This is a genomic window from Bacillus bingmayongensis (genome assembly GCF_000299035.1).
Taxonomy (GTDB): domain Bacteria; phylum Bacillota; class Bacilli; order Bacillales; family Bacillaceae_G; genus Bacillus_A; species Bacillus_A bingmayongensis.
This window is the reverse complement of the sequence record NZ_JH921518.1, coordinates 857,787-879,305: the sequence shown is the minus strand read 5'-3', so window position 1 is coordinate 879,305 and position 21,519 is coordinate 857,787. Positions and strand designations below refer to the sequence as shown.

The 21,519-nt window shown below is 36.6% G+C and carries 23 protein-coding genes and 1 other annotated feature; of the genes, 14 read left to right on the top strand and 9 right to left on the bottom strand.

Annotated elements, in window-relative coordinates; translation table 11 throughout:
• The first annotated feature begins 58 nt into the window (after positions 1 to 58).
• Positions 59 to 925, top strand: coding sequence for a CvfB family protein (locus tag Y7E_RS0119090; protein WP_017152865.1), 867 nt, complete (start codon positions 59 to 61; stop codon positions 923 to 925).
• 41 nt (positions 926 to 966) lie between these two features.
• Here Y7E_RS0119090 and prsA read toward each other — a convergent pair whose 3' ends face one another.
• Both prsA and Y7E_RS31020 read right to left on the bottom strand, forming a co-directional pair.
• The gene (prsA, locus tag Y7E_RS0119085; protein WP_017152864.1) at positions 967 to 1,827 is read right to left on the bottom strand and encodes a peptidylprolyl isomerase PrsA; all 861 of its coding nucleotides are present in this window, start codon (positions 1,825 to 1,827) and stop codon (positions 967 to 969) included.
• 275 nt (positions 1,828 to 2,102) lie between these two features.
• On the bottom strand, positions 2,103 to 2,234 hold the full coding sequence (locus Y7E_RS31020) for a DUF3941 domain-containing protein (protein WP_017152863.1): 132 nt from the start codon (positions 2,232 to 2,234) through the stop codon (positions 2,103 to 2,105).
• Positions 2,235 to 2,342: 108 nt separating this feature from the next.
• On the opposite strand from Y7E_RS31020, the gene Y7E_RS0119075 reads away from it, so the two are divergent.
• A complete protein-coding gene (locus Y7E_RS0119075) occupies positions 2,343 to 3,200 on the top strand; it encodes a YitT family protein (RefSeq protein WP_017152862.1) in 858 nt (285 codons plus the stop codon).
• Between the two features lie 25 nt (positions 3,201 to 3,225).
• Here Y7E_RS0119075 and Y7E_RS0119070 read toward each other — a convergent pair whose 3' ends face one another.
• From Y7E_RS0119070 to Y7E_RS0119060, 3 genes are all read right to left on the bottom strand, one after another.
• Positions 3,226 to 3,423, bottom strand: coding sequence for a DUF3813 domain-containing protein (locus tag Y7E_RS0119070; RefSeq protein ID WP_017152861.1), 198 nt, complete (start codon positions 3,421 to 3,423; stop codon positions 3,226 to 3,228).
• Positions 3,424 to 3,564, bottom strand: coding sequence for a hypothetical protein (locus tag Y7E_RS0119065; protein ID WP_003195901.1), 141 nt, complete (start codon positions 3,562 to 3,564; stop codon positions 3,424 to 3,426).
• A 100-nt stretch (positions 3,565 to 3,664) separates the two neighbouring features.
• Positions 3,665 to 4,474 (bottom strand): Cof-type HAD-IIB family hydrolase, encoded by an 810-nt coding sequence (locus Y7E_RS0119060; RefSeq protein ID WP_017152860.1) that lies wholly within the window; start codon positions 4,472 to 4,474, stop codon positions 3,665 to 3,667.
• Positions 4,475 to 4,967: 493 nt separating this feature from the next.
• Here Y7E_RS0119060 and Y7E_RS0119055 point away from each other — a divergent pair, with 493 nt between their 5' ends.
• Entirely contained in the window at positions 4,968 to 5,147 is a 180-nt protein-coding gene (locus Y7E_RS0119055; RefSeq protein WP_017152859.1) for a YjzC family protein, read from the top strand.
• Positions 5,148 to 5,340: 193 nt separating this feature from the next.
• Positions 5,341 to 7,941, top strand: a complete 2,601-nt coding sequence (clpB, locus tag Y7E_RS0119050) for an ATP-dependent chaperone ClpB (RefSeq protein ID WP_017152858.1) — start codon at positions 5,341 to 5,343, stop codon at positions 7,939 to 7,941.
• A 36-nt stretch (positions 7,942 to 7,977) separates the two neighbouring features.
• On the opposite strand, the gene Y7E_RS0119045 is transcribed toward clpB, so the two are convergent.
• Complete coding sequence (locus Y7E_RS0119045) at positions 7,978 to 8,160, bottom strand: YjzD family protein (RefSeq protein WP_017152857.1); 183 nt, start codon at positions 8,158 to 8,160, stop codon at positions 7,978 to 7,980.
• Between the two features lie 158 nt (positions 8,161 to 8,318).
• Between Y7E_RS0119045 and Y7E_RS0119040 the strand changes: the two genes are divergently transcribed.
• The 5 genes from Y7E_RS0119040 to fabF all read left to right on the top strand — a co-directional run bounded on the left by Y7E_RS0119040 (position 8,319) and on the right by fabF (position 12,688).
• The gene (locus tag Y7E_RS0119040) at positions 8,319 to 9,053 is read left to right on the top strand and encodes an esterase/lipase family protein (protein ID WP_017152856.1); all 735 of its coding nucleotides are present in this window, start codon (positions 8,319 to 8,321) and stop codon (positions 9,051 to 9,053) included.
• Positions 9,054 to 9,110: 57 nt separating this feature from the next.
• Positions 9,111 to 9,971 (top strand): NAD-dependent epimerase/dehydratase family protein, encoded by an 861-nt coding sequence (locus tag Y7E_RS0119035; protein WP_017152855.1) that lies wholly within the window; start codon positions 9,111 to 9,113, stop codon positions 9,969 to 9,971.
• Positions 9,972 to 10,195: 224 nt separating this feature from the next.
• Positions 10,196 to 10,369, top strand: a complete 174-nt coding sequence (locus tag Y7E_RS0119025; RefSeq protein ID WP_017152854.1) for a ComZ family protein — start codon at positions 10,196 to 10,198, stop codon at positions 10,367 to 10,369.
• A gap of 118 nt (positions 10,370 to 10,487) precedes the next feature.
• Positions 10,488 to 11,420 carry a beta-ketoacyl-ACP synthase III gene (gene fabH, locus Y7E_RS0119020; protein ID WP_017152853.1) on the top strand — a complete coding sequence of 311 codons (933 nt, stop codon included), beginning with the start codon at positions 10,488 to 10,490 and terminating at the stop codon, positions 11,418 to 11,420.
• A gap of 29 nt (positions 11,421 to 11,449) precedes the next feature.
• Complete coding sequence (fabF, locus tag Y7E_RS0119015; RefSeq protein ID WP_017152852.1) at positions 11,450 to 12,688, top strand: beta-ketoacyl-ACP synthase II; 1,239 nt, start codon at positions 11,450 to 11,452, stop codon at positions 12,686 to 12,688.
• 189 nt (positions 12,689 to 12,877) lie between these two features.
• Here fabF and Y7E_RS34895 read toward each other — a convergent pair whose 3' ends face one another.
• Positions 12,878 to 13,069, bottom strand: a complete 192-nt coding sequence (locus Y7E_RS34895; protein ID WP_081584669.1) for a hypothetical protein — start codon at positions 13,067 to 13,069, stop codon at positions 12,878 to 12,880.
• Positions 13,070 to 13,211: 142 nt separating this feature from the next.
• Here Y7E_RS34895 and Y7E_RS0119005 point away from each other — a divergent pair, with 142 nt between their 5' ends.
• Positions 13,212 to 14,000 (top strand): DUF2268 domain-containing putative Zn-dependent protease, encoded by a 789-nt coding sequence (locus Y7E_RS0119005; RefSeq protein WP_017152850.1) that lies wholly within the window; start codon positions 13,212 to 13,214, stop codon positions 13,998 to 14,000.
• Between the two features lie 358 nt (positions 14,001 to 14,358).
• Complete coding sequence (locus tag Y7E_RS0118995; RefSeq protein ID WP_017152848.1) at positions 14,359 to 15,105, top strand: YjbA family protein; 747 nt, start codon at positions 14,359 to 14,361, stop codon at positions 15,103 to 15,105.
• Positions 15,106 to 15,346: 241 nt separating this feature from the next.
• Here Y7E_RS0118995 and trpS read toward each other — a convergent pair whose 3' ends face one another.
• Together trpS and Y7E_RS0118985 are read right to left on the bottom strand one after the other, a co-directional pair.
• The gene (gene trpS / locus Y7E_RS0118990) at positions 15,347 to 16,336 is read right to left on the bottom strand and encodes a tryptophan--tRNA ligase (protein ID WP_026049268.1); all 990 of its coding nucleotides are present in this window, start codon (positions 16,334 to 16,336) and stop codon (positions 15,347 to 15,349) included.
• A 358-nt stretch (positions 16,337 to 16,694) separates the two neighbouring features.
• Positions 16,695 to 16,912 (bottom strand) — a binding site (T-box leader).
• A 118-nt stretch (positions 16,913 to 17,030) separates the two neighbouring features.
• Positions 17,031 to 17,411: a DUF3899 domain-containing protein gene (locus Y7E_RS0118985; protein ID WP_017152846.1), complete on the bottom strand. Its 381-nt coding sequence runs from the start codon at positions 17,409 to 17,411 to the stop codon at positions 17,031 to 17,033.
• A gap of 318 nt (positions 17,412 to 17,729) precedes the next feature.
• Between Y7E_RS0118985 and Y7E_RS0118980 the strand changes: the two genes are divergently transcribed.
• The 3 genes from Y7E_RS0118980 (at position 17,730) to opp3C (ending at position 21,518) form a co-directional block, all read left to right on the top strand.
• The gene (locus Y7E_RS0118980) at positions 17,730 to 19,379 is read left to right on the top strand and encodes a peptide ABC transporter substrate-binding protein (protein WP_017152845.1); all 1,650 of its coding nucleotides are present in this window, start codon (positions 17,730 to 17,732) and stop codon (positions 19,377 to 19,379) included.
• 196 nt (positions 19,380 to 19,575) lie between these two features.
• Positions 19,576 to 20,505 (top strand): oligopeptide ABC transporter permease, encoded by a 930-nt coding sequence (gene opp3b / locus Y7E_RS0118975; protein ID WP_017152844.1) that lies wholly within the window; start codon positions 19,576 to 19,578, stop codon positions 20,503 to 20,505.
• Entirely contained in the window at positions 20,502 to 21,518 is a 1,017-nt protein-coding gene (opp3C, locus tag Y7E_RS0118970; RefSeq protein WP_017152843.1) for an oligopeptide ABC transporter permease, read from the top strand. Before opp3b ends, opp3C begins: the two co-directional genes overlap by 4 nt.
• The last annotated feature ends 1 nt before the right edge of the window (position 21,519 follow it).

The following is a 21,519-nucleotide window of genomic DNA, read 5'->3' as shown; positions in this document are numbered from 1 at the left end:
TGAAGCTTTCTTTGGAATGATAAAAATATACTTTATATATAGAAGGGAATTAAAATATATGTATTTACAACCAGGATCGATTGAACAGGTAACTGTTTTACGTGAAACGGAAATCGGATATATGGTCGGATTTGACGATGAGGATGGTTATGAAGAAGTATTCTTACATAAAAATGAAGTAGCGGGGGAAATTGAAGAAGGGGATACGATTGATGTATTTCTATACCTTGACCATCAAGAACGAATTTCTGCAACGATGAAGACACCGCTTATTACGACAAGTGATTGGAATTGGGTAAAAGTTGTAGAAGTGAAAGAGCGTTTAGGTGTGTTCGTTGATATCGGTGTTTCTAAAGATATCTTAATCCCAGCTGATGAATTTCCGATTTATACACCGGTTTGGCCAGAAGAGGGCGACGAATTGTATTGTACATTAAAATTAACAAATCGAGGTCGTCTAATTGCTCTTCCAGCAAGAGATTCAGATATGCAGGAAATTATCGTTGATGCAACGCCATCTATGCGTAATAAAAATGTGAATGGACGCGTGTATCGCTCGCTTCAAGTTGGTTCGTTTGTATTAACGGATGAACATTTCCGTGCCTTTTTACATCATACAGAAAGAAAAGAACAAGTTCGTATTGGTGAGCGTGTAACAGGCCGTATTATTGAAGTGAAAGATGATGGTACGATTAATATTTCACTTCTTCCACGTAAAGAAGAGGGAATGGAAGATGACGCTGCGGTGATTTATGAGTATATGGAGAGCCGCGGAGGAGCGATGCCGTTTTGGGATAAGAGCCATCCAGAAGATATTAAAGAGCGTTTTAATATGAGTAAAGCAGCGTTTAAACGTGCACTTGGTAAGTTGATGAAAGAAGAGAAGGTTTATCAAGAAGAAGGTTGGACGTACTTCAAGAAATAATAAAAAAATCCGAACAGGCATGAGCTTGGTCGGATTTTTTATTATTGTGCCTGTTGTTCCGAAAGACGAGAGAACGTATCTTTCAAATCACTATCTTTTACTTTAATATCAGCTTTTTTGAATTCGTCTAACAATATTTGTTGACCAGTAGTTTGATCTGCTAACCGCTCTTCTTCTAGATTTTTACGAATGGAATCTTTTACTTCATCATATGGTTTTAATTCTTTTTTATCAGTAAGTTTAATAATGTGATAGCCGTGTGATGATTTGATAGGTTTACTAATTTCACCGACATTTAATTTGTAAGCAGCCTCTTCAAATTCAGATACCATCTTACCTGGGCCAAAGTATCCAAGGTCTCCGCCATTTTCTTTTGAACCTGGATCCTCAGAGTGTTGTTTTGCTAATTCTTCAAATGAAGCACCTTCATCTAGTTGCTTCTTAATGTCATTTGCTGTTTTTTCATCATTTACTAAAATGTGACTGGCTTTAATTTCAGGTTTATAGTTAGCTTTTACATCTTTCTCTGTAACAGTTTTCTTAATGGCTTTGTCCATTGCTAATTTGAATCTAATTTGATTTTTAAAGTCGTCTTCATCTTTTAAACGATTGCTTTCTAATACCGTTTTGAATTGATCACCGAACTGCTCTTTTGCCTTTTTTAACTCTTTATCGACTTCATCATCAGATACTTTATATTTTTTGGTCATGATATCTTGCGCCATCATTTCATATAACATATCTTTTCCGTACCGTTCTTTTAATTGTTTGTCAAAATCACCTTTTGTAATGGTTGAGACTTTTGATGTTGCAAGTGTCTCCGAGCTATCTTTTGGACCGCAAGCAGATAGCATTAACGTTCCGAGTGCAGCTGTTGCTATCCATAATTGTTTTCTTTTCATATTAACACCTCATCTAATTATGTTGATATTATTGTAAAATAGTGAAGTGAACATGAAGTGAATTTGATATGTTTTTTGTGAAATAAAGTGAAACTTTAATCAGTGGGGGGGTTCTTCATCCCCCACTGATTATTAGTTGAACGAATCGGGCTTTTACGGGCAGTTGATCCTTCGCCTAAATTCCTTGCTTTCGCTGAACTTTGAGGTGAGGATCTTACTGCCCGTTAATGCGGGATAAAAAAGTACATCAACAAGATTGTTGATGTACGAAATAATTAAAGGTGATCTGTTTTTTTAGAATATGCACGTTTGCCTTGCTGGATATTTTTTTGTTCCTGTTCATTTTTCTCTGTACGCTTTGCGTTATTATCGCGTGCTTTCTTGTCGTTATCGCTCGTATGTGGCATACGTCTCAACTCCATTTCTAAACAGTTGTACGTTTATCATTTCCATTTTCGTAAAGACTATGTATACAATGTAATCGTAAATGCATTATCTATAAAGGTGGATGGGATATGGACTTAAAATTAAATTATGCTGAATTAACGAAAAAACTGATTGTTGTTATCATTGCGGGATTATTAAATGCAATTGGAATGAATTTATTTTTAACGCCAGCAAAAGTATATGCGAGTGGTTTCGCGGGATTATCTCAATTGCTTTCGCAAGTATTAGGTGATTTTGCGTCCATTCATATATCGACAGGGGTACTTTTTGCTTTATTTAATATTCCGGTTGTTATTTTAGCATGGAAAAAGGTCGGAAAAGCGTTTACGTTATTTAGTTTTTTATGTGTTGTATTTATGACGCTATTTTTAGAAATCGTACCAGTGAAAGCTGTTTCAAATGATATTATATTAAACGCCATTTTTGGAGGGCTTATTTCAGCAATAGGAGTCGGAATTGCTTTGAAATGGGGGGCGTCCACAGGTGGTTTAGATATCATCGCAATGATTTTATCAAAAGTGAAAGATAAGCCGGTTGGAACGTATTTCTTTTTCTTTAATGCAATTATCATCATTGCAGCTGGTTATATGTACGGTTGGGAAAAAGCGTTATATACATTAGTAACGTTGTATGTGTCAACACGGATTATCGATGCGATTCATACACGTCATGTGAAAATTACAGCGTTTATCGTTACGAAGAATGGTGTCGATGTAAGGAAGGCGATACAATCTCGTTTAGTAAGGGGGATTACCACTGTGCCAGCTACAGGGGCATATACAAATGAAAATAAAGAAATGCTTATGATTGTCATTACCCGTTATGAGCTATATGAACTAGAAAGAATTATTAAACAAGTAGACCCTGGTGCATTTACAAATGTGGTTCAAACAGTCGGTGTTTTTGGATTGTTTCGGAAAGATTAAAGAGGACCAATTTGGTCCTCTTGTTTTAATGTGTACTAGTAATGTTTTGTAGTTGCTGTTGCATTTCGCGTAATTGGACCTTTTCAGCAGTTGAAGAATTGGCATAAGCGGATTGCAAAGCATTTTTTGCTCTATAAACGAGTTCCTGTTGCTCGGTGCCGCTTGAACAAGAAACGGCGTCAGAAACAGCATCTCGCGCTTGCCTAAATAATAAGTTACCCATTTAAACCCCTCCGAGAGAAGAGTTGTTTCGTTCTTTTTCTGCATCAGCTAATGTACCGCGGTACGGGAATCTTTCAGCATGCTTCATAACAGCATCGGCCCCTTGTTGGGTGAAACGTTTTGATTTGTTCTTTTTACCCATTCGTAATTCCCCCTTTTTTAGCAGAAAACAACTGACACATCGCTGTGTCTGGTTATAGTATGAACGTTTTGCGCCAAACTATAAGTAGGGAATTTTTAGATTACAATCCAAGAACCTCTTCTAAATAAAGAGCGATGCCGTCTTCTTCGTTTGTTAATGTCGTGTGGTTTGCTAATGATTTTAATTCAGGGATAGCATTTCCCATGGCAATGCCGTGGCCTGCGTATTCAATCATCTCAAAATCATTATCTTCGTCACCGAAAGCGATGATTCGTTCTTGTGGAATGTTATAATAGCTAGAAACTTTTTGAAGTCCGATTGCTTTATTAAGACCGCTTTTTACAATTTCAATAATCGGCCAAGGAGCACCCCATTTACGGTGATCAATCACTTCGGCATGCATATCTGTTAAATGCTGACGAATAGCGGTTGATTGTTCATCCAGTGCATCAATTAATAAGCATGTTGGATGATCTTGTAAAATGTTTAGTAAATCTCCTGTGAAGATATTTGGAGAGCCAAATTCAAATATATGCTTTTTATCCTCATCAATTTTGCGAACATATACATCGTCAATTACTTCGGCATAAATGTTTTTCACGCCAAAATCAAAGCAAGCGCGAACAATTTCTTGTGCAGTGGAAAGTTCAAGAGGAGAATGGTGTGTTCCCCAATTCGCATCAAGCGGGTGATGAACATAAGCACCGTTAAAGTTAACGATAGGTGTGTTCAAACCAAGTTCTTTATAATAAGCGTGACTGGCACGAAATGGACGCCCTGTTGAGATGACAACAACATGCCCTTGTTCTTTTGCTTTTTCAATTGTGTTCTTTGTTCGAGTGGAAATAATTTTATTGTCAGTAAGTAAAGTTCCGTCTAAATCCAATGCGATTAAATGTTGTTTTTTCATGTTTTCACCTCTTATGAAAATTTTTTTGTTTCTATCTGTATTTCCGTTGTAATATGCAGAAATAAGAGGTTGGAAAGTGTATAGAGAAACAACCATGAATGGAAGTTTCATTATATATTCATCTTACGTCGAGAAACGTGTTAGTGTCCACTATTTCCTACTAAAAATCAGAAAAGTCAATGATTTTTTCGAAAGTTCAAATAATGTTTCTTTCATTTTGTACAATTTGTGAAAAGGGTTACATTGCGCGCGCAGCAAGACGTATAATGAAAACGTAATCTTCTCGTATATGTTTGACTCTCCTTTGGAACTGGCCTAGAATAGGTCGGTTTCTTTTTTTTCAACAAAAGCTACTTTTTCTCCTGCTTTATCATGTAAATTCATACATGTGAACGGCAATAAAAAATATGACTTGTTTCCTAAACATAACAGAAAGGCTTTTTCAAAAATGGACATACTAACGGTGTAAAGATGTCATGGAAGGAGAATGAAGATGGGACAAAATCACAGGTTTCGTTCTGGACAGAAAGCACCGAATGATGGAATATATGTAGAAATTGGTGAAACAGGGAGTATGGTTAAAGATCCACAAATGGTGAAACTAACTGCCGGTGAAAGGTTTCCTGAAAATACGAATCATAATCGTCAGTGGACATATAAAAGAAAACCGTAAGAGAAGCCGCAATTTATATTGCGGCTTTTGTGATTGGAGAGCAGGGGATAAGAGGAGAATCTGATGTATGATATACATACTTTTTTGGAAGCTAGTTTGAAATTCATAATCAAATTCATTGTATAAAAAAGACAATTGGCGTATAATCAAATCAAAGGTCAAAGAAAGTCAAACTTTTGGAGGAACTGTAAAGATGGACTTAAATCAAATGACGACGAAAACACAAGAAGCGATTATGAGTGCTCAATCTTTAGCGGTATCTCATCATCATCAAGAAGTAGATACTGTTCATCTATTACTTGCATTGCTGCAGCAACAAGATGGATTAGCAGTACGTATTTTTCAAAAAATGAATGTCGATATAGAACAATTAACGAAAGAAGTAGAAAGATTGCTTCAAAAAAAGCCGTCTGTTACAGGAAGTGGTGTAGAAGCTGGCAAAGTGTATGTGACAAATGCTTTAGGGCAACTACTTGTAAAGGCCGAGGCGGAGGCAAAAAAACTGCAAGATGAATATATTTCAGTGGAACATGTATTGCTCGCATTTTGTGAGGAAAAAGGTGATGTAAATTATATATTTACAAACTTTCGTATTACAAAGGATACATTATTACAGTCTTTAATGGAAGTTCGGGGGAATCAGAGAGTGACTAGTCAAAATCCAGAAGTAACATATGAAGCGTTAGAAAAATATGGTCGTGATTTAGTGGCGGAAGTAAGACAAGGGAAAATTGATCCGGTCATTGGGCGGGATAGCGAGATTCGCCGAGTTATTCGTATTCTTTCTCGTAAAACAAAAAATAATCCTGTTTTAATTGGAGAACCAGGCGTTGGGAAAACTGCAATTGTTGAAGGATTAGCACAACGAATCGTGCGAAAAGATGTGCCAGAAGGATTAAAAGATCGAACAATCTTTGCATTAGATATGAGTGCGCTTGTCGCAGGTGCAAAGTTCCGTGGTGAATTTGAGGAACGTTTGCAAGCTGTTTTAAATGAAATTAAAAAAAGTGAAGGGCGTATTTTATTATTTATTGATGAACTTCATACTATTGTGGGTGCTGGTAAAACAGAAGGAGCAATGGATGCTGGGAATATGTTAAAACCAATGCTTGCGCGTGGGGAACTTCACTGTATTGGAGCAACTACCTTAGATGAGTATCGAAAATATATTGAGAAAGATCCAGCGCTAGAACGTCGTTTCCAACAAGTGTTAGCAGAAGAACCGACTGTAGAAGATACGATTTCTATTTTACGTGGTTTAAAAGAGCGCTTTGAAATTTATCATGGTGTAAATATTCATGACCGTGCGATTGTAGCGGCGTCTGTATTGTCTGATCGATATATATCTGATCGTTTCTTGCCAGATAAAGCAATTGACCTTGTCGATGAAGCGTGCGCAACAATTCGAACAGAAATCGATTCTATGCCAACGGAATTAGATGAAGTAACGCGCCGTATTATGCAGCTGGAAATTGAAGAAGCTGCTTTAGGAAAAGAAACGGATCGTGGTAGTCAAGAACGACTAAAAACATTGCAACGTGAATTATCTGATTTAAAAGAAGTTGCAAATGGAATGCGAGCGCAGTGGCAAAAAGAAAAAGAAGAAATTCATAAAGTTCGTGATTTACGTGAACATCTGGAACGTCTGCGTCGTGAATTAGAAGAAGCAGAAGGAAATTATGATTTAAATACAGCAGCTGAGCTTCGTCACGGTAAAATTCCAGCAATGGAAAAAGAGTTAAGAGAAGCTGAAGAAGCGGGAACGCATAATGGACAGGAAAATCGTCTATTGCGTGAGGAAGTCAGTGAAGAAGAGATTGCCAATATTGTTTCACGCTGGACAGGAATTCCAGTTGCGAAACTTGTTGAAGGAGAACGTGAAAAACTACTTCGTTTAGAGCAAATTTTATCAGAGCGCGTAATTGGGCAAGAGGAAGCGGTAAGTCTTGTAGCAGATGCGGTTCTTCGTGCACGCGCGGGTATTAAAGATCCAAATCGCCCAATCGGTTCATTCATTTTCTTAGGACCTACAGGTGTTGGGAAAACAGAACTTGCGAAAACGTTAGCGCAATCTTTATTCGACAGTGAAGAACAAATGATTCGTATTGATATGTCTGAGTATATGGAAAAACACGCTGTGTCCCGTTTAATTGGAGCACCTCCTGGATATGTAGGATATGAAGAGGGCGGACAATTAACAGAAGCAGTACGTCGTAAACCATACTCTGTCATTTTATTAGATGAAATTGAAAAAGCGCATCCTGAAGTATTTAACATTTTACTGCAAATGTTAGATGATGGACGTATTACTGATTCACAAGGACGAACAGTAGATTTCAAAAATACAGTCATTATTATGACATCAAATATTGGTTCTAGTCACTTGTTAGAAGGATTACAAGAGAACGGTACGATTAAAGAAGAATCTAGAAACCGTGTGATGGGAGAACTTAGAGGGCATTTCCGCCCAGAATTTTTAAACCGTGTGGATGAAATTATTTTATTTAAACCACTTACAACAAATGAAATTAAAGGAATTGTTGATAAAATTGTAAAAGAATTGCAAGGACGTCTAGTAGACCGTCATATATCAGTGGAATTAACAGAAGCAGCAAAAGAATTTGTTGTGGAATCTGGGTTTGATCCGATGTATGGAGCGCGTCCATTAAAAAGATATGTGCAGCGTCAAATTGAAACGAAATTAGCAAGGGAATTAATTGCAGGGACAATTACTGATAATAGTCACGTAGTTGTTGATGTACAAAATAATGAACTAGTTGTTCATGTAAAATAAAAAAAGAGTTCGGATTACATCCGAACTCTTTTTTTATTAGTGTTGTTCTACTGGTTCGTTTGGAATTGCTGCTGCAATTGCCATTACAAGTACAGCAAGAACAACTGAGAAAATAGACGCTTGTTGGAAATCGTATGTACCGCCAGTCATAGAGCTAATTACGTAGCTCATCATATGCACAAGCATAAACGACCAAATAAATGCCCAAATTACACGCATCTTTTCACACCCCTATTCGTTCAATCTGTCCTTATTGTAACACAATTGAAAAAAGAATATAGAAAAAATATTTGTAGATTTTGCAAAGCAAATTTGCATTCTGTTCATACATTATAAAGGAGTAGTTTTTTATGTTTAGAAAATAAGGCGGGAGAATGATGAGTGTTACGGAACGTTTTTTTTACTTAGAACAAGAACCATGTGCAATTTATTTACCAGAGAAGCCCAATGGATTTGGTGTCATGCTTCTTGGTGATTACAATTATTTTATTGAGAATAGTACAAGTTTATGGACGCAGCATGAGGGACGCGCTCATTTTCTAAATGGGCTGATAGAGAGTGGGTATACGGTTTTTTCATCTAATTTATATGGGAGACACTGGGGGAATGATCAGGCGGTTCGTTTAGCAAAGCGCTTATATCATGTTGTTATGAGAAAAGAAACATTAAATGAGAAAATTCATATCATTGCAGATGGAATGGGCGCGCTTGTGGCTCTTGAAATGATGAATCAGTATCCAGAATGTGTTCGATCTGTAGTGATGCTGGCTCCGTGCCTAGATTTGCCTGCGCATGTGGAATTTGAAAAAGAGCATAAATTTTTCTATAAAAGGTTAGTGAGAGAGTTAGTGCTTGCGTATGATGTGAAGGAAGCGCAATTAGAAGCGAAAATTGCTAAGAAGTCATTTTCTTATTTACCTTCTTGTGTGCCTGTGAAAATATTTGTATCTACACAAGAACAAAAAGCGCGTAAGCAATTGTTACGTGAATATGAAAAAAAGCGAATAAATGAGAATTGTGAGACATCACTATCGTTTCATTTACAGCATGTGAAATATAAAATGGTTCAACATACATGTCGTTTCTTTAAAAAATATGAAGAAGATTTATGAAGCTCCGATATACATAGATGAGGAGCTGTTTGTTTAGAGAAAGAAAGGGTTGGTGACATGAAGCGCGTATTTATTATAGGGGCACTTTCATTTGTAGGTTATCATCTGGTAAATAAAATGCTTGCAGAAGAAGTAGAAGTATATGGCCTTGATTTTGCTGATCTGGAAAGTATGTCAAAAGTAAGTGAAGAAAAGTTATTTTTAATTGGACGGAATGATTTGTTTACTTATTCGTCTATAAGAGATGAAGACGGATGGAAGACGATTGAAACTGATAATTTTGATGTGGTTTACTTTTGTTTATGTGAACCGAACAGGCAAAGCGGATTTCGGAATGAACGAATCATTTTACAATATTTGAAGCGTGTTATTCATATGTGCGAAAGAAAACAAGTAAAGCTAAATGTACTTTCTTCTATTGAAGTAGCGAATGTGCAAGATCAATCTGAAAATAAACGATTATTTATGAAAGTAGAGGAAGAAGTGGAGAAGGCGAATATTCATTATAGTATACTTCGTGTTCCAACTTTATATGGACCGTGGCAGCCTTCCTTTATGACATATCACAGGCTTATTCTTTCTGAAATTATGGAGAAGGAATGTCCGCTTGTTCAAAATGAAAATGGAGCGGACCTTCTTTATGTAGAGGATGTGTGTGAATATTTATGGGAAAAAGGCAAAACAATAGAAAATTTAGGTGTATATAATATGGTCAGTGGTAAAAAAAATCTATGGGAAAAAGGAATTATCCTTTTAAATGCCGAGGATAAAGTAGAAAAAACTGTTAAAGAAGTGAAAAGAGAAGAGATAAAGAGTATCTGTATTGTGAAAAATACACCGTTAGAATATGGTTTAAATAAACAACTGAGACATTTAAAACGATATAAAGAGTTATACGAAGAACACAACATATGTTAAACTATACAAATATAAATTGAAAAACCGATATAAAACCTTTCTTTTTTAGGTGGGAGAGATGCATAGAAGCCATACCCCATACCAAGTTAAAAACAAAGAGAGAACACGAGTGCAAGTCACCTTTTGTTTTGTAGCACCGACTTATATGTTGAAAAATCAAAAGGAATTTATATAGTGTAGAAGTAAGGAGATTAGTGCTCCTTTGATGGAAAGGATGAAGAAATATGAACGAAAAAAATATGCAGTTTTTACAAATCGCTATGAAACATCTGCCGGAAGCAAAGGCTATTTTGGATGATAATGGGATTGCGCTTGATATGGAAAAAGCGCAACCAGTACTAGAGTTATTAATGAAAGTAATGAATGAAGCATATGAGCTTGGAAAAGCGGAAAGATAAGGTCGACAATATGTCGGCTTTATTTTTTTACTTAGAAATATATTCTAGACAAATAAACATTTATGTTTTAGAATTAGTACCAAGTCATAATAATTGATATAAAACGGAGGGCTGCGGTGTGAACGTAGGCATTTTAGGAATCGGGAGATATGTGCCAGAAAAAGTAGTCACAAATCAAGACTTAGAGAAAATCATGGATACATCCGATGAATGGATTCGTACAAGAACGGGAATTGCAGAGAGACGCATTGCCGATGATACAATAAATACTTCATATATGGCAGTGGAAGCTGCTAAGAAAGCACTTGAAGATGCAGGGATTAGCGGAGAACAAATTGATCTTATTTTAGTTGCGACGGTAACGCCAGATCGTTCTTTTCCAGCGGTTGCTTGCGTTATTCAAGAACAAATTGGTGCGAAGCATGCAGCGGCGATGGATTTAAGTGCGGCATGTGCTGGGTTTATGTACGGAATGATTACAGCGCAGCAATTTATTCAAACTGGAACTTATAAAAACATACTAGTAGTTGGTAGTGATAAATTATCTAAAATTGTAGATTGGAACGATCGCAATACAGCAGTGCTATTTGGAGATGGAGCAGGTGCTATTGTAATGGGAGCTGTTTCAGAAGGAAAAGGCATTCTTTCATTTGAATTAGGAGCGGATGGAAGTGGTGCTAAACACCTTTATCAAGATGAATATGTTATGATGAATGGAAGAGAAGTCTTTAAATTCGCTGTTCGTCAAATTGGTGATTCTTGTCTTCGTGTTGTAGAAAAAGCAGGTCTTACGAAAGAAGATGTGGATTTTTTAGTTCCTCATCAAGCAAATATTCGTATTATGGAATCGGCGAGAGAAAGATTAGGTTTACCGCAAGAAAAAATGAGTACAACAATAGAGAAGTTTGGAAATACGTCAGCTTCTTCGATTCCGATTGCTATGGTAGAGGAATTACAAAATGGACGTATCCAAGATGGTGATGTAATCATATTAGTTGGTTTTGGCGGCGGATTAACATGGGGAGCAGTTGCTCTTCGTTGGGGTAAATAAGGACTCATAGAAAAAGGAGTGTATTTTGTATGGAAAAGAAGCGTGTCGTAATTACAGGATTAGGAGCTGTCACGCCGATTGGAACGGATGTTGAAACGGCTTGGAATAACATTAAAAATGGTGTATCTGGAATCGGACGTATTACACGCATAGATCCAGAATTATTTCCTGCAAAAGTAGCAGCAGAAATTAACGACTTTGAAGTCGAGAAATATATAGATAAAAAAGAAGCGCGCCGTATGGACCGTTTTACGCAATATGCTGTAGCAGCAGCGAAAATGGCCGTTGAAGATGCGAAATTAGAAATTACAGAAGAAAATGGTCCGCGCATTGGTGTATGGGTAGGATCTGGTATTGGTGGTATGGAAACATACGAGGAACAATTTAAAATCTTTACAGAAAAAGGACCGCGCCGCGTTAGTCCGTTTTTCGTACCAATGATGATTCCTGATATGGCTGCTGGCCAAGTGTCGATTGCAACAGGTGCGAGAGGAATTAATACTTGCTCTGTAACAGCTTGTGCATCAGGAGCAAACTCAATCGGTGATGCTTTTAAAGTCATTCAGCGTGGTGACGCAGATGCGATGATTACAGGCGGAGCAGAAGCACCGTTAACACATATGGCTTTTGCAGGATTCAGTTCAGCTAAGGCATTAACATTTAATGAAGATCCAGCAACTGCTTGTCGTCCATTCGATAAAAATCGTAGTGGATTTGTAATGGGGGAGGGCGCAGGTATTCTTATACTTGAAGAGTTAGAACATGCATTAGCACGTGGTGCGCGTATTTATGCTGAAATTGTTGGATATGGTGCAACAGGTGATGCGTTCCATATTACAATGCCTGCTCCTGGCGGTGAAGGCGGCGTTCGTGCGATGCGTCAAGCATTAGCAGATGCAGGTCTTCAGCCTGAGGATATTGATTATATTAATGCACATGGTACAAGTACAGATGCAAATGAGAAATACGAAACAATGGCGATTAAAGAAACATTTGGTGAACATGCATATAAAGTGGCGATTAGCTCTACAAAATCAATGACTGGACACTTATTAGGCGCAGCTGGTGCTGTTGAGGCGATTTTCTCTGTCAAATCTATTACAGATGGAGTGATTCCGCCAACAATCAACTATGAAACACCAGATCCAGAATGTGATTTAGATTACGTACCAAACAAAGCGAGACATCAAGAAGTACGCACTGTTTTAAGTAACTCATTAGGATTCGGTGGTCATAACGCAGTATTAGTATTTAAAGCGTATAAATAATTGTAGTAAGAGGGTGTTTTGAGAAGTAGCAAAGGGGCTATTTCTTAAAACACCCTTTCTTTTTTTGAGGGGGGAGAGAGCGTCTGTCCGTGCGTAGGAGCGGTCAGAGCCTATGCCGTGTGAAGACAGTAGGAGGGAATGAGTGAGGGATTTGCTTTTGAAAAAAGTGTAAAACAGCATGACTTTATTTTAGCCCCATATTTTAGAAATGAAGCTAATCCCCCAAAGTATGTATGCAAGTTGCGTTACGATGTACATTGAAAATTCAAAACCGGAAAGTTTTCTTTTTAGTTTCATTTTCCTTAAATACAAGTAAAAACAAAATGTAGATAACACTAGTAATAATTGAGAAATCTCATTTATATTTTCTGATATATTAATATAAAATCAACCCCTTACATAAAATTGTAGGATACAATCCAAGCATATCATAAAAATCATTTTATTTAACATAAATTTCCACATTATCACTTCGCTTTCGTTCTTTTTGTTGCATACATATAGAAGGAAGGGGGGAGTGAAGATGGGGATTATTCAAACGGCAGATTGGTTACATCTTTACTATGGACGTCCAGAAAAACTTTGCGAGAAGTTTACAAAATACATTCCATTGCCAAAAGAAAGATTGTACCGTTTTTTAATTTCTAAAGGTATGTACCGTCCGGTGTTAGATGGAGAAAAAGAAATTGGACAGTTAGAGAAAAGGCAGATTTGGAAAGAGCTTGCCAAGGAGTATGAAGAACTTAAGGATTGGTTACAAGGCCCGGATGTTCCTGTCTTTATTTTATTATCAGATCCATATAATCGTACTGTACAAGCGGAATATAACGGGAAAGCTGGCTTAACAATGCGTCATGTGATTTTTTTGTTTGTATGCGGACGAAATACAGCGAAAGAATTAAAAGCATTACTTACGCATGAATATCATCATATATGTCGGTTACACCAAATTGAAAAGAAAGAAAAGGACTATACATTACTTGATACGATTATTATGGAGGGATTAGCAGAGCAAGCGGTGTATGAAAGACACTCAGAAGTGAATTATGCACCGTGGACATCATACTATACAAAAGAGGAAGCGGTTCATTATTGGGAAAAGGTTGTAAAAAAGAAAAAGGATATTAAGAGAGGAACAAGGGAGCATGATTGTTTACTAAATGGAATGCAAATGTACCCGAAGATGCTTGGATATGGCGTCGGATTTCATATTGTAAAAGATTGTGTGGAGTTTGAAAAAGACAATACCCTTTCTTTATTGTCTATGGATGCCATACGTATATTAAATAAAGCGAATGCGTTTACTGCTTAAAATCCTTAATTTGAAATAGGTGATGAATAGAAAAAACTTGGCGCTGCCAAGTTTTTTTGCATGATGAAAATGAAAGTAAGAAGTAGTGAAGAAATAATATATAACGAGAGAAAACCTAATTTTTAGGTGGAAGAGAGCGTCCGTCCGAGCGTAGGAGCGGTCAGTGCTTTTTTCGCCGTGCCGTGTGAAGACAGAAGGAGGAAATGAGTGGAAGTCTGTTATTGTTATCATGGCCGTGATTGATATGTGGAAAAACAAAATGAATATATGTGTAGAATATATTTCCTTTAATGGAATAAAATCTACAAAAAATGAACATAATGAGATGTACAAACAGTAGTGAAGTGAGGGGTAGAAAATGTTATATCTACATGATGTATGGGTAAATTGGTTTGAAGGTGAAGAAAATGGGTATAACGTTTGTCATTTTTACGAATGGCGGAAGGATGATACGATCGAATTATTAGATCAAGTGCCATTATTAAAAGTAGATTCCACATTATATCATTACATCGAGAACGAATTATTGGAACTTCCGCAAAAACTATTGGAAGACGTACATCATAAGGCATATATTCGTAAAAATCATGAGCGTTTGCAACAAGAGTATTGTTTTGTTGTTACAGATGGAAAAGGAATTATTGCAGTAGATTCAATTGGGTACAATATACCGATTCGAAAAAGTAGGCTTATTCCTCGTCAAGAACAGATGGTATATGAGATGGTGGAAAATGTTAAAGCAGAAAAGTATGAGTTTCAAATGGAAGAATCACAAAAAGAACATCATATTTTATCGCCATCGCCATATATTATGAATGGCTTAACTCGTAAAGAACGACAATTAAAACAATTGCTTTTTATGGCGTTAGATCAACTACATACAACGAAAAATCCAGCTGAAATCCGCTATTGGTATACAGAATGGGATCCATCTGCATATGGGACTGTTCAACATATGCAATTTGAAGATGTATGGGAGCGCCTCTATGAGGAAGCGAAATATGGCTGGTCAGAGAAGCATGAACAGCTATGTGAACGCCTTGTAAAAGGGCAACCATTCTTTGAAAAGCTATGGGAAATGGAAAATGAACAAAAGGTAAATTAAAAAATCCGCCAAATTTGGCGGATTTTTTAATTTAGTTTATTTTTAGCTTTTTGATATAATCCAGCTCCAGTGGCAAGCTCTTCGTGTCTAAGAACCTTCTGCATAAGAAGGCAAAAGAACCTTAGCCAGTCAGAGCTGAACGAGCCGCTTCCGCTTTTTGATATAATCTAGCTTCAGCGGCAAGAATGCTCGGTGGCTTCGCGCCTTCCTGCGAGGCAAAAAGCGCCTCCGCTTTTTGTTATTACCTCCGCTTTCTGCTTAATCCCATTGCGTTTTCTACTTTTCGTAGTTGTTTGAATGCAACGCGGTTTGCTTTTTCAGCACCTTTGTCAAGGATTTCATCTAATTCAGGAGAGTTAATGAGTTCATTATATTTTTCTTGAATTGGACGAATTGCTTCTACGACTACTTGAGCTAAGTCGCCTTTAAAGTCGCCGTATCCTTTTTCTTCATAGTGAGCTTCTAATTCTTCAATTGTTTTGCCTGAGAATGAAGAGTAGATTGTTAATAAGTTGGAAATACCAGGTTTGTTTTCTTTGTCGTATTTTACAATGCCATCGGAATCAGTTACGGCACTTTTAATTTTCTTTTCAATTGTTTTTGGATCGTCAAGCATACTAATCATTGATTTTGGATTTGGATCAGATTTACTCATTTTTTTCGTAGGTTCTGTTAATGACATAACACGAGCGCCTACTTTTGGAATGCGAATCTCTGGAATTGTGAAAATTTCACGGAAACGTTTATTGAAACGCTCTGCTAAATCACGAGTTAATTCCATATGTTGTTTTTGATCGTCGCCAACTGGCACAATCTCAGTATTGTAAAGTAAGATGTCAGCTGCCATTAATGGTGGATACGTAAGTAATCCAGCTGGAACAGATTCTTTGCCAGATGATTTATCTTTATATTGCGTCATACGTTCTAATTCTCCGACATATGCGATAGATTGCATAATCCATCCTAGTTGAGCGTGCGCTGGCACTTCTGATTGCACAAATAAAGTTGATTTTTCAGGGTCAATGCCACAAGCGACATATAGTGCAGCAAGGCTGCGGATGTTTTTACGAAGTTGTACAGAATCTTGAGGGACTGTAATTGCATGTTGGTTTACAATGCAGAAATAACAATCATGTTCGTTTTGTAATTCTGTAAATTGTTTCATTGCTCCTAAATAGTTTCCAAGCGTAATTGTTCCGCTTGGTTGAATACCAGAAAAAATAACTGACATAAATAACTCCTCCTTGAAATTTGTATGTATTGTTGAAGAGTGGGGAAGTAGGTTAATACGAGCCGCTTCCGCTTTTTGTTGTAATCCAGCTCCGGCTCCTAGCCCTTCGTGTCTAAGAACCTTCCACACGAGAAGATAAAAAGCACCTTCTGTGTGAAAGAACCTTAGCCACCCAGGGCTAAGCAGTCGCCTCCGCCTTTTGAGTAATCCAGCTCCAGCGGCAAGAATGCTCGGTGGCTTCGCGCCCTCCTGCGAGGCAAAAGGCGCCTCTACGTCAGGAGCTCCATCCCCCTCGCATTCTAAGCGAGCCGCTTCCGCTTTTTGATATATACAAAAAAGCCCATTCATCCCAAATGTATATAGGGACGAATGGACCGCGGTACCACCCTAATTATTTCACAAATAGTGAAATCTCTTTTATCCATTATAACGCCTGGATGTAACGCCAAAGCCTACTTCTTTCGGTTCGGTTTGGTGCTCAAAAGCCCATTCCATACTGTACAATTACTTGTTCACACCGACCACAAGCTCTCTGAAATTGCTGCAATATGTACTCTTCTTTCTCATCGCATACATATGAATTTATTATAACCTAGCTCTAATTCTTAACTTTTAACAGTTAAGAGAGCCATTTGCGCTTTTTATAATAAAATGTTTTGCAAATTATTATATCATATGGAAAATCGTTTGCAAACTACAGCAAAATAGTAAAGCTAATGACTGTAGAGATGAGGCCTAAAAGAACACCTGTAATGCAGAAGGGGTATGTCCATGCGAAAGAATACGTTTTATATATTCTTTCTTTTTTATCTATTTCGGATTCTTCCTCTTCAATTAAAGATTCTATTTTTTTATTTGTTCCAAATACTTTTTGGAAAGCGTACATCGTTATATTGAAAAATCCACTTTGAAATAGAAATAAAAAACCGCCTAAAATAATAAAAAATAACGCAATATAAAACATAATATTGACAAAATTCAACAAATATTGCACTGGAAATAGGAATGCGCCAACACTAGAAGCGATTAATGCCAATAATATTAATATGCAAGTGCGGAAATAAAGTTTATTCAAAATCTTCCCCTCCTTCAAAATATTACTAGAATTATTATACTATAAAAGTTATAATGAGTACTAGAAATAATTATTTGAAAATTATACGCAATTCTGCATTTTATTTCAATATGATAAGAGCAATGTTAAGGTATCCCTTTACAGAAAATATAAAAAATAAATATTTTATTAAAAATTTTAACAAAAAAACAAAAAACTATATTCACAATCGTCGTATTATATGTATAATGAAAATTGTAGAAACTTGGAGATTATTCTTGCAATTCTGCTTTTTGACAAGTGACGGTACAGGAAGTGCATTAGGGGAGGCTGTACAACATGAAGAAAAAGATGTCGCTATTACTTGCATCGACATTGACTGCAAGTATGTTACTTGGGGCTTGTGGATATCAAAAAGAGGATACCAAAGCAAAAGAAAAAGAGAACAGCAGTAGTAATGGAAAACAAATTGTTAATTTGACGGAAGTGTCTGAAATTCCGACAATGGATGCATCTATGACATCAGATTCCTCGTCTTCAATGGTATTAAACAACACAATGGAAGGATTATACCGTGTTGGAAAAGACCAAAAGGCAACACCAGGCGTAGCGGAATCTTATGAGAAACTTGAAGATGGCAAGAAATACATCTTTAAATTACGAAAAGATGCGAAATGGTCAAATGGAGATCCTGTAACAGCACATGATTTTGTTTATTCTTGGAAACGTGCAGTGAATCCAGATACAGGTGCTACATATTCTTATATCATGTTTGATATTAAAAATGCAGAAAAAATTCATAAAAAAGAATTACCAGCTACTGAATTAGGTGTAAAAGCAATTGATGATTATACATTAGAAGTAGAATTAGACAATCCTGTTCCTTACTTTGTTGATTTAACAGTTTATCCTGTTTTCTATCCATTAAATGAAAAGTACATACAATCACAAGGGAATAAATTTGGTTTAGAGGCAAATACAACACTTTATAATGGACCATTTGTACTGAGTGAATGGAAACATGAAAGCAGCTTCCAATTTCAGAAAAATCCATCATATTGGGATAACAAAACAGTTAAACTGGAAGAAGTCAACTTTAATATCGTTAAGGACACAGCAACATCTATAAACTTATATGATACAAATGCAATTGACCGGGTTGGTTTAGCATCTGAATTTGTAGACAAGTACAAATCAAGTTCAGAATTTAAAGCAACGAAAGAAGCTGGAGTCGCATATCTACGTTTCAATCAAGGAAATAAATTTTTAGCAAATAAAAATTTACGTAAAGCCATTTCGATGTCCTTTGATCGTAAAAATATTGCTAAAGTTATCTTAAATAATGGAGCTATACCGGCCTATGGATTTGTTGGAAAGGATTTTGCTGAAGGACCTAATAAGAAAGACTTCCGTGCTGAAAGTGGAAAGCTTGTTGAAACAAACGCAAAAGAAGCAAAAAAATTGTGGGAAATAGCCAAAAAAGAGCTTGGTACAGATAAGGTTGAATTAGAGTTATTAAATTTCGATAACGAAGATTCTAAGAAAATTGGTGAATTCTTAAAAGGCGATATCGAAAAGAATTTACCAGGAGTGACAATCAAGATTAAGCATCAACCATTCGCTCAAAAAAATAAATTAGAGGATACACAGCAATACGATGTTTCCTTTGGTATTTGGAGTCCAGACTATCCAGATCCAGTTTCATACTTAGATATGTTTGTTACCAATGGTACACAAAATAAAACAGGATATTCAAATCTCAAATATGATGAATTAATTTTAAAAGCAAAAACAGATACGAAAGATTTACAAGCTCGTTGGGACAATCTTTTACAAGTTGAAAAAATATTAATTAAAGAAGATACGGTGATTGCACCAATTTTCCAAAAAGGAACATCGTATTTGCAAAAAGGTGCCGTAAAAGATATTGTCAAACATAATTATGGTGGTAGATTCTCCTTTAAATGGGCATCTGTTGAGCAAAACTAATTTTTATCTCGCTATTTGCGGGCTAATAATCAGAGGGGGATGAAGAAAACCCCCCGCTGATTAAAGTTTCACTTTATTCCATCGTTTACAAGGGTATATGCTTATGATGGGCATGTACTCTTATTTTAAAAAAATAAAAGTAAGAATATTTCAAACTATCTTATTGCTTTTGAGAAAAATGGGGAGGTGCTTGACGATGGGACGTTATGCATTAAAGCGTTTCGTGTACATGGCTTTGACATTATTTTTAATTACTACGCTGACATTCTTTTTAATGAAATTACTGCCGGGTTCTCCACTTAAAAACCAGGAGAAATTATCTCCGGCACAAAAAGAAATCATTTTAGAAAAATATGGTTTAAATGATCCAGTACCAGTTCAGTATGCACGCTATTTAGGAAACTTAGCAAAAGGTGATTTAGGAGTATCATTCCAGTACGATAACCGTCCAGTATCAGACATGATTATTGATCGTATTGGACCATCAGCGCAGCTTGGTTTACAAGCGATTCTTTTAGGAACATGTATAGGTTTAATCTTAGGGATTATCGCAGCACTTCGTAATAATACATGGGTGGATTACGGAGCAACCGTTATTTCTGTACTCGGGATGTCGGTACCATCATTTGTATTCGCAGCATTATTACAATATTTTGTAGGTGTAAAACTTGGATGGTTCCCAGTAGCATTCTGGAAAGGCCCTGAATTTACAGTCATGCCTACCGTCGCATTATCGATGGCAGTTATCGCAACGATTGCTCGTTTTGCTCGTGCAGAGTTAATCGAAGTTATGCAAGCTGATTACATTTTAACAGCAAAAGCAAAAGGGATTAGTCAAGGTGTCATCATTGTAAAACACGCACTTCGTAACGCATTGATCCCAGTTGTTACAATTTTAGGACCAATGGTTGCAGCCTTAATTACAGGAACGCTTGTTATTGAGCAAATTTATGCTGTACCTGGACTTGGGGAACAATTCGTTAAATCGATCCAATTGAATGATTATACAGTTATTATGGGAACAACAATTTTCTATAGTGCAATCTTTATTTTAGTAATTTTCATTGTTGATATTTTATACGGAATTATTGATCCTCGTATTCGTTTAGCGGGAGGGAAAAAATGATGAAAGACGTACAAAAATTATCTCCAGATTTATTTCAACCAGCCAATCGAAGCAATGTTGATAATGAAGTCATTGCCCGTCCGAGCTTAACGTTTTGGCAAGATGTAAGAAGACGTTTGTTTCAACATAAAGGAGCAATGTTTGGTCTTGTATTACTTATCCTTATTACGCTTTTAGCAATCTTTGGACCGATGGTAAGTAAATATTCTTATAAAGATCAAGATTTAGGACGTGCAAAAATGCCGCCGAAAATTCCAGTATTAGAAAACATTCATTGGCTACCATTTGATGGTACGGATCAATACGGCGTTGATCAATATGAAAAACGTGATATTAAAGAGTACTTCTGGTTTGGTACAGATGATCTTGGTCGTGACCTTTGGACAAGAACATGGGAAGGAACGCGTGTATCATTATATATCGCTCTTTTAGCAGCGGCAATTGACCTAGTAATTGGGGTTGCATACGGGGGTATTTCAGCGTTCTATGGCGGACGAGTGGATAACATCATGCAGCGTATTATGGAAATTATTAATGGTATTCCGTATTTAATTATCGTTATTTTGATGGTAATTATTATGGGTTCAGGTATTTGGTCAATTACACTTGCGATGGCAATTACAGGTTGGATTGGAATGTCACGGATTGTACGTGGACAAGTATTAAAATTGAAAAACCAAGAATATGTATTAGCATCTCGTACATTAGGTGCAACGAACACGCAATTAATTGTGAAGCATTTAATTCCGAACGTAATGGGACCAATTATCGTTATGACAATGTTCACAATCCCTTCAGCGGTGTTCGGCGAAGCGTTCTTAAGCTTTATCGGACTTGGTATTCAACCGCCATTAGCGTCTCTTGGTTCTCTTGTAAATGATGGATACAAATCAATTCAAACATATCCACATATGATGTTCATCCCTGCGGTTGTCATCAGTATGTTAATTCTAGCATTTAACTTAATGGCAGATGGATTACGCGATGCGTTAGATCCAAAAATGCGTAAGTAAA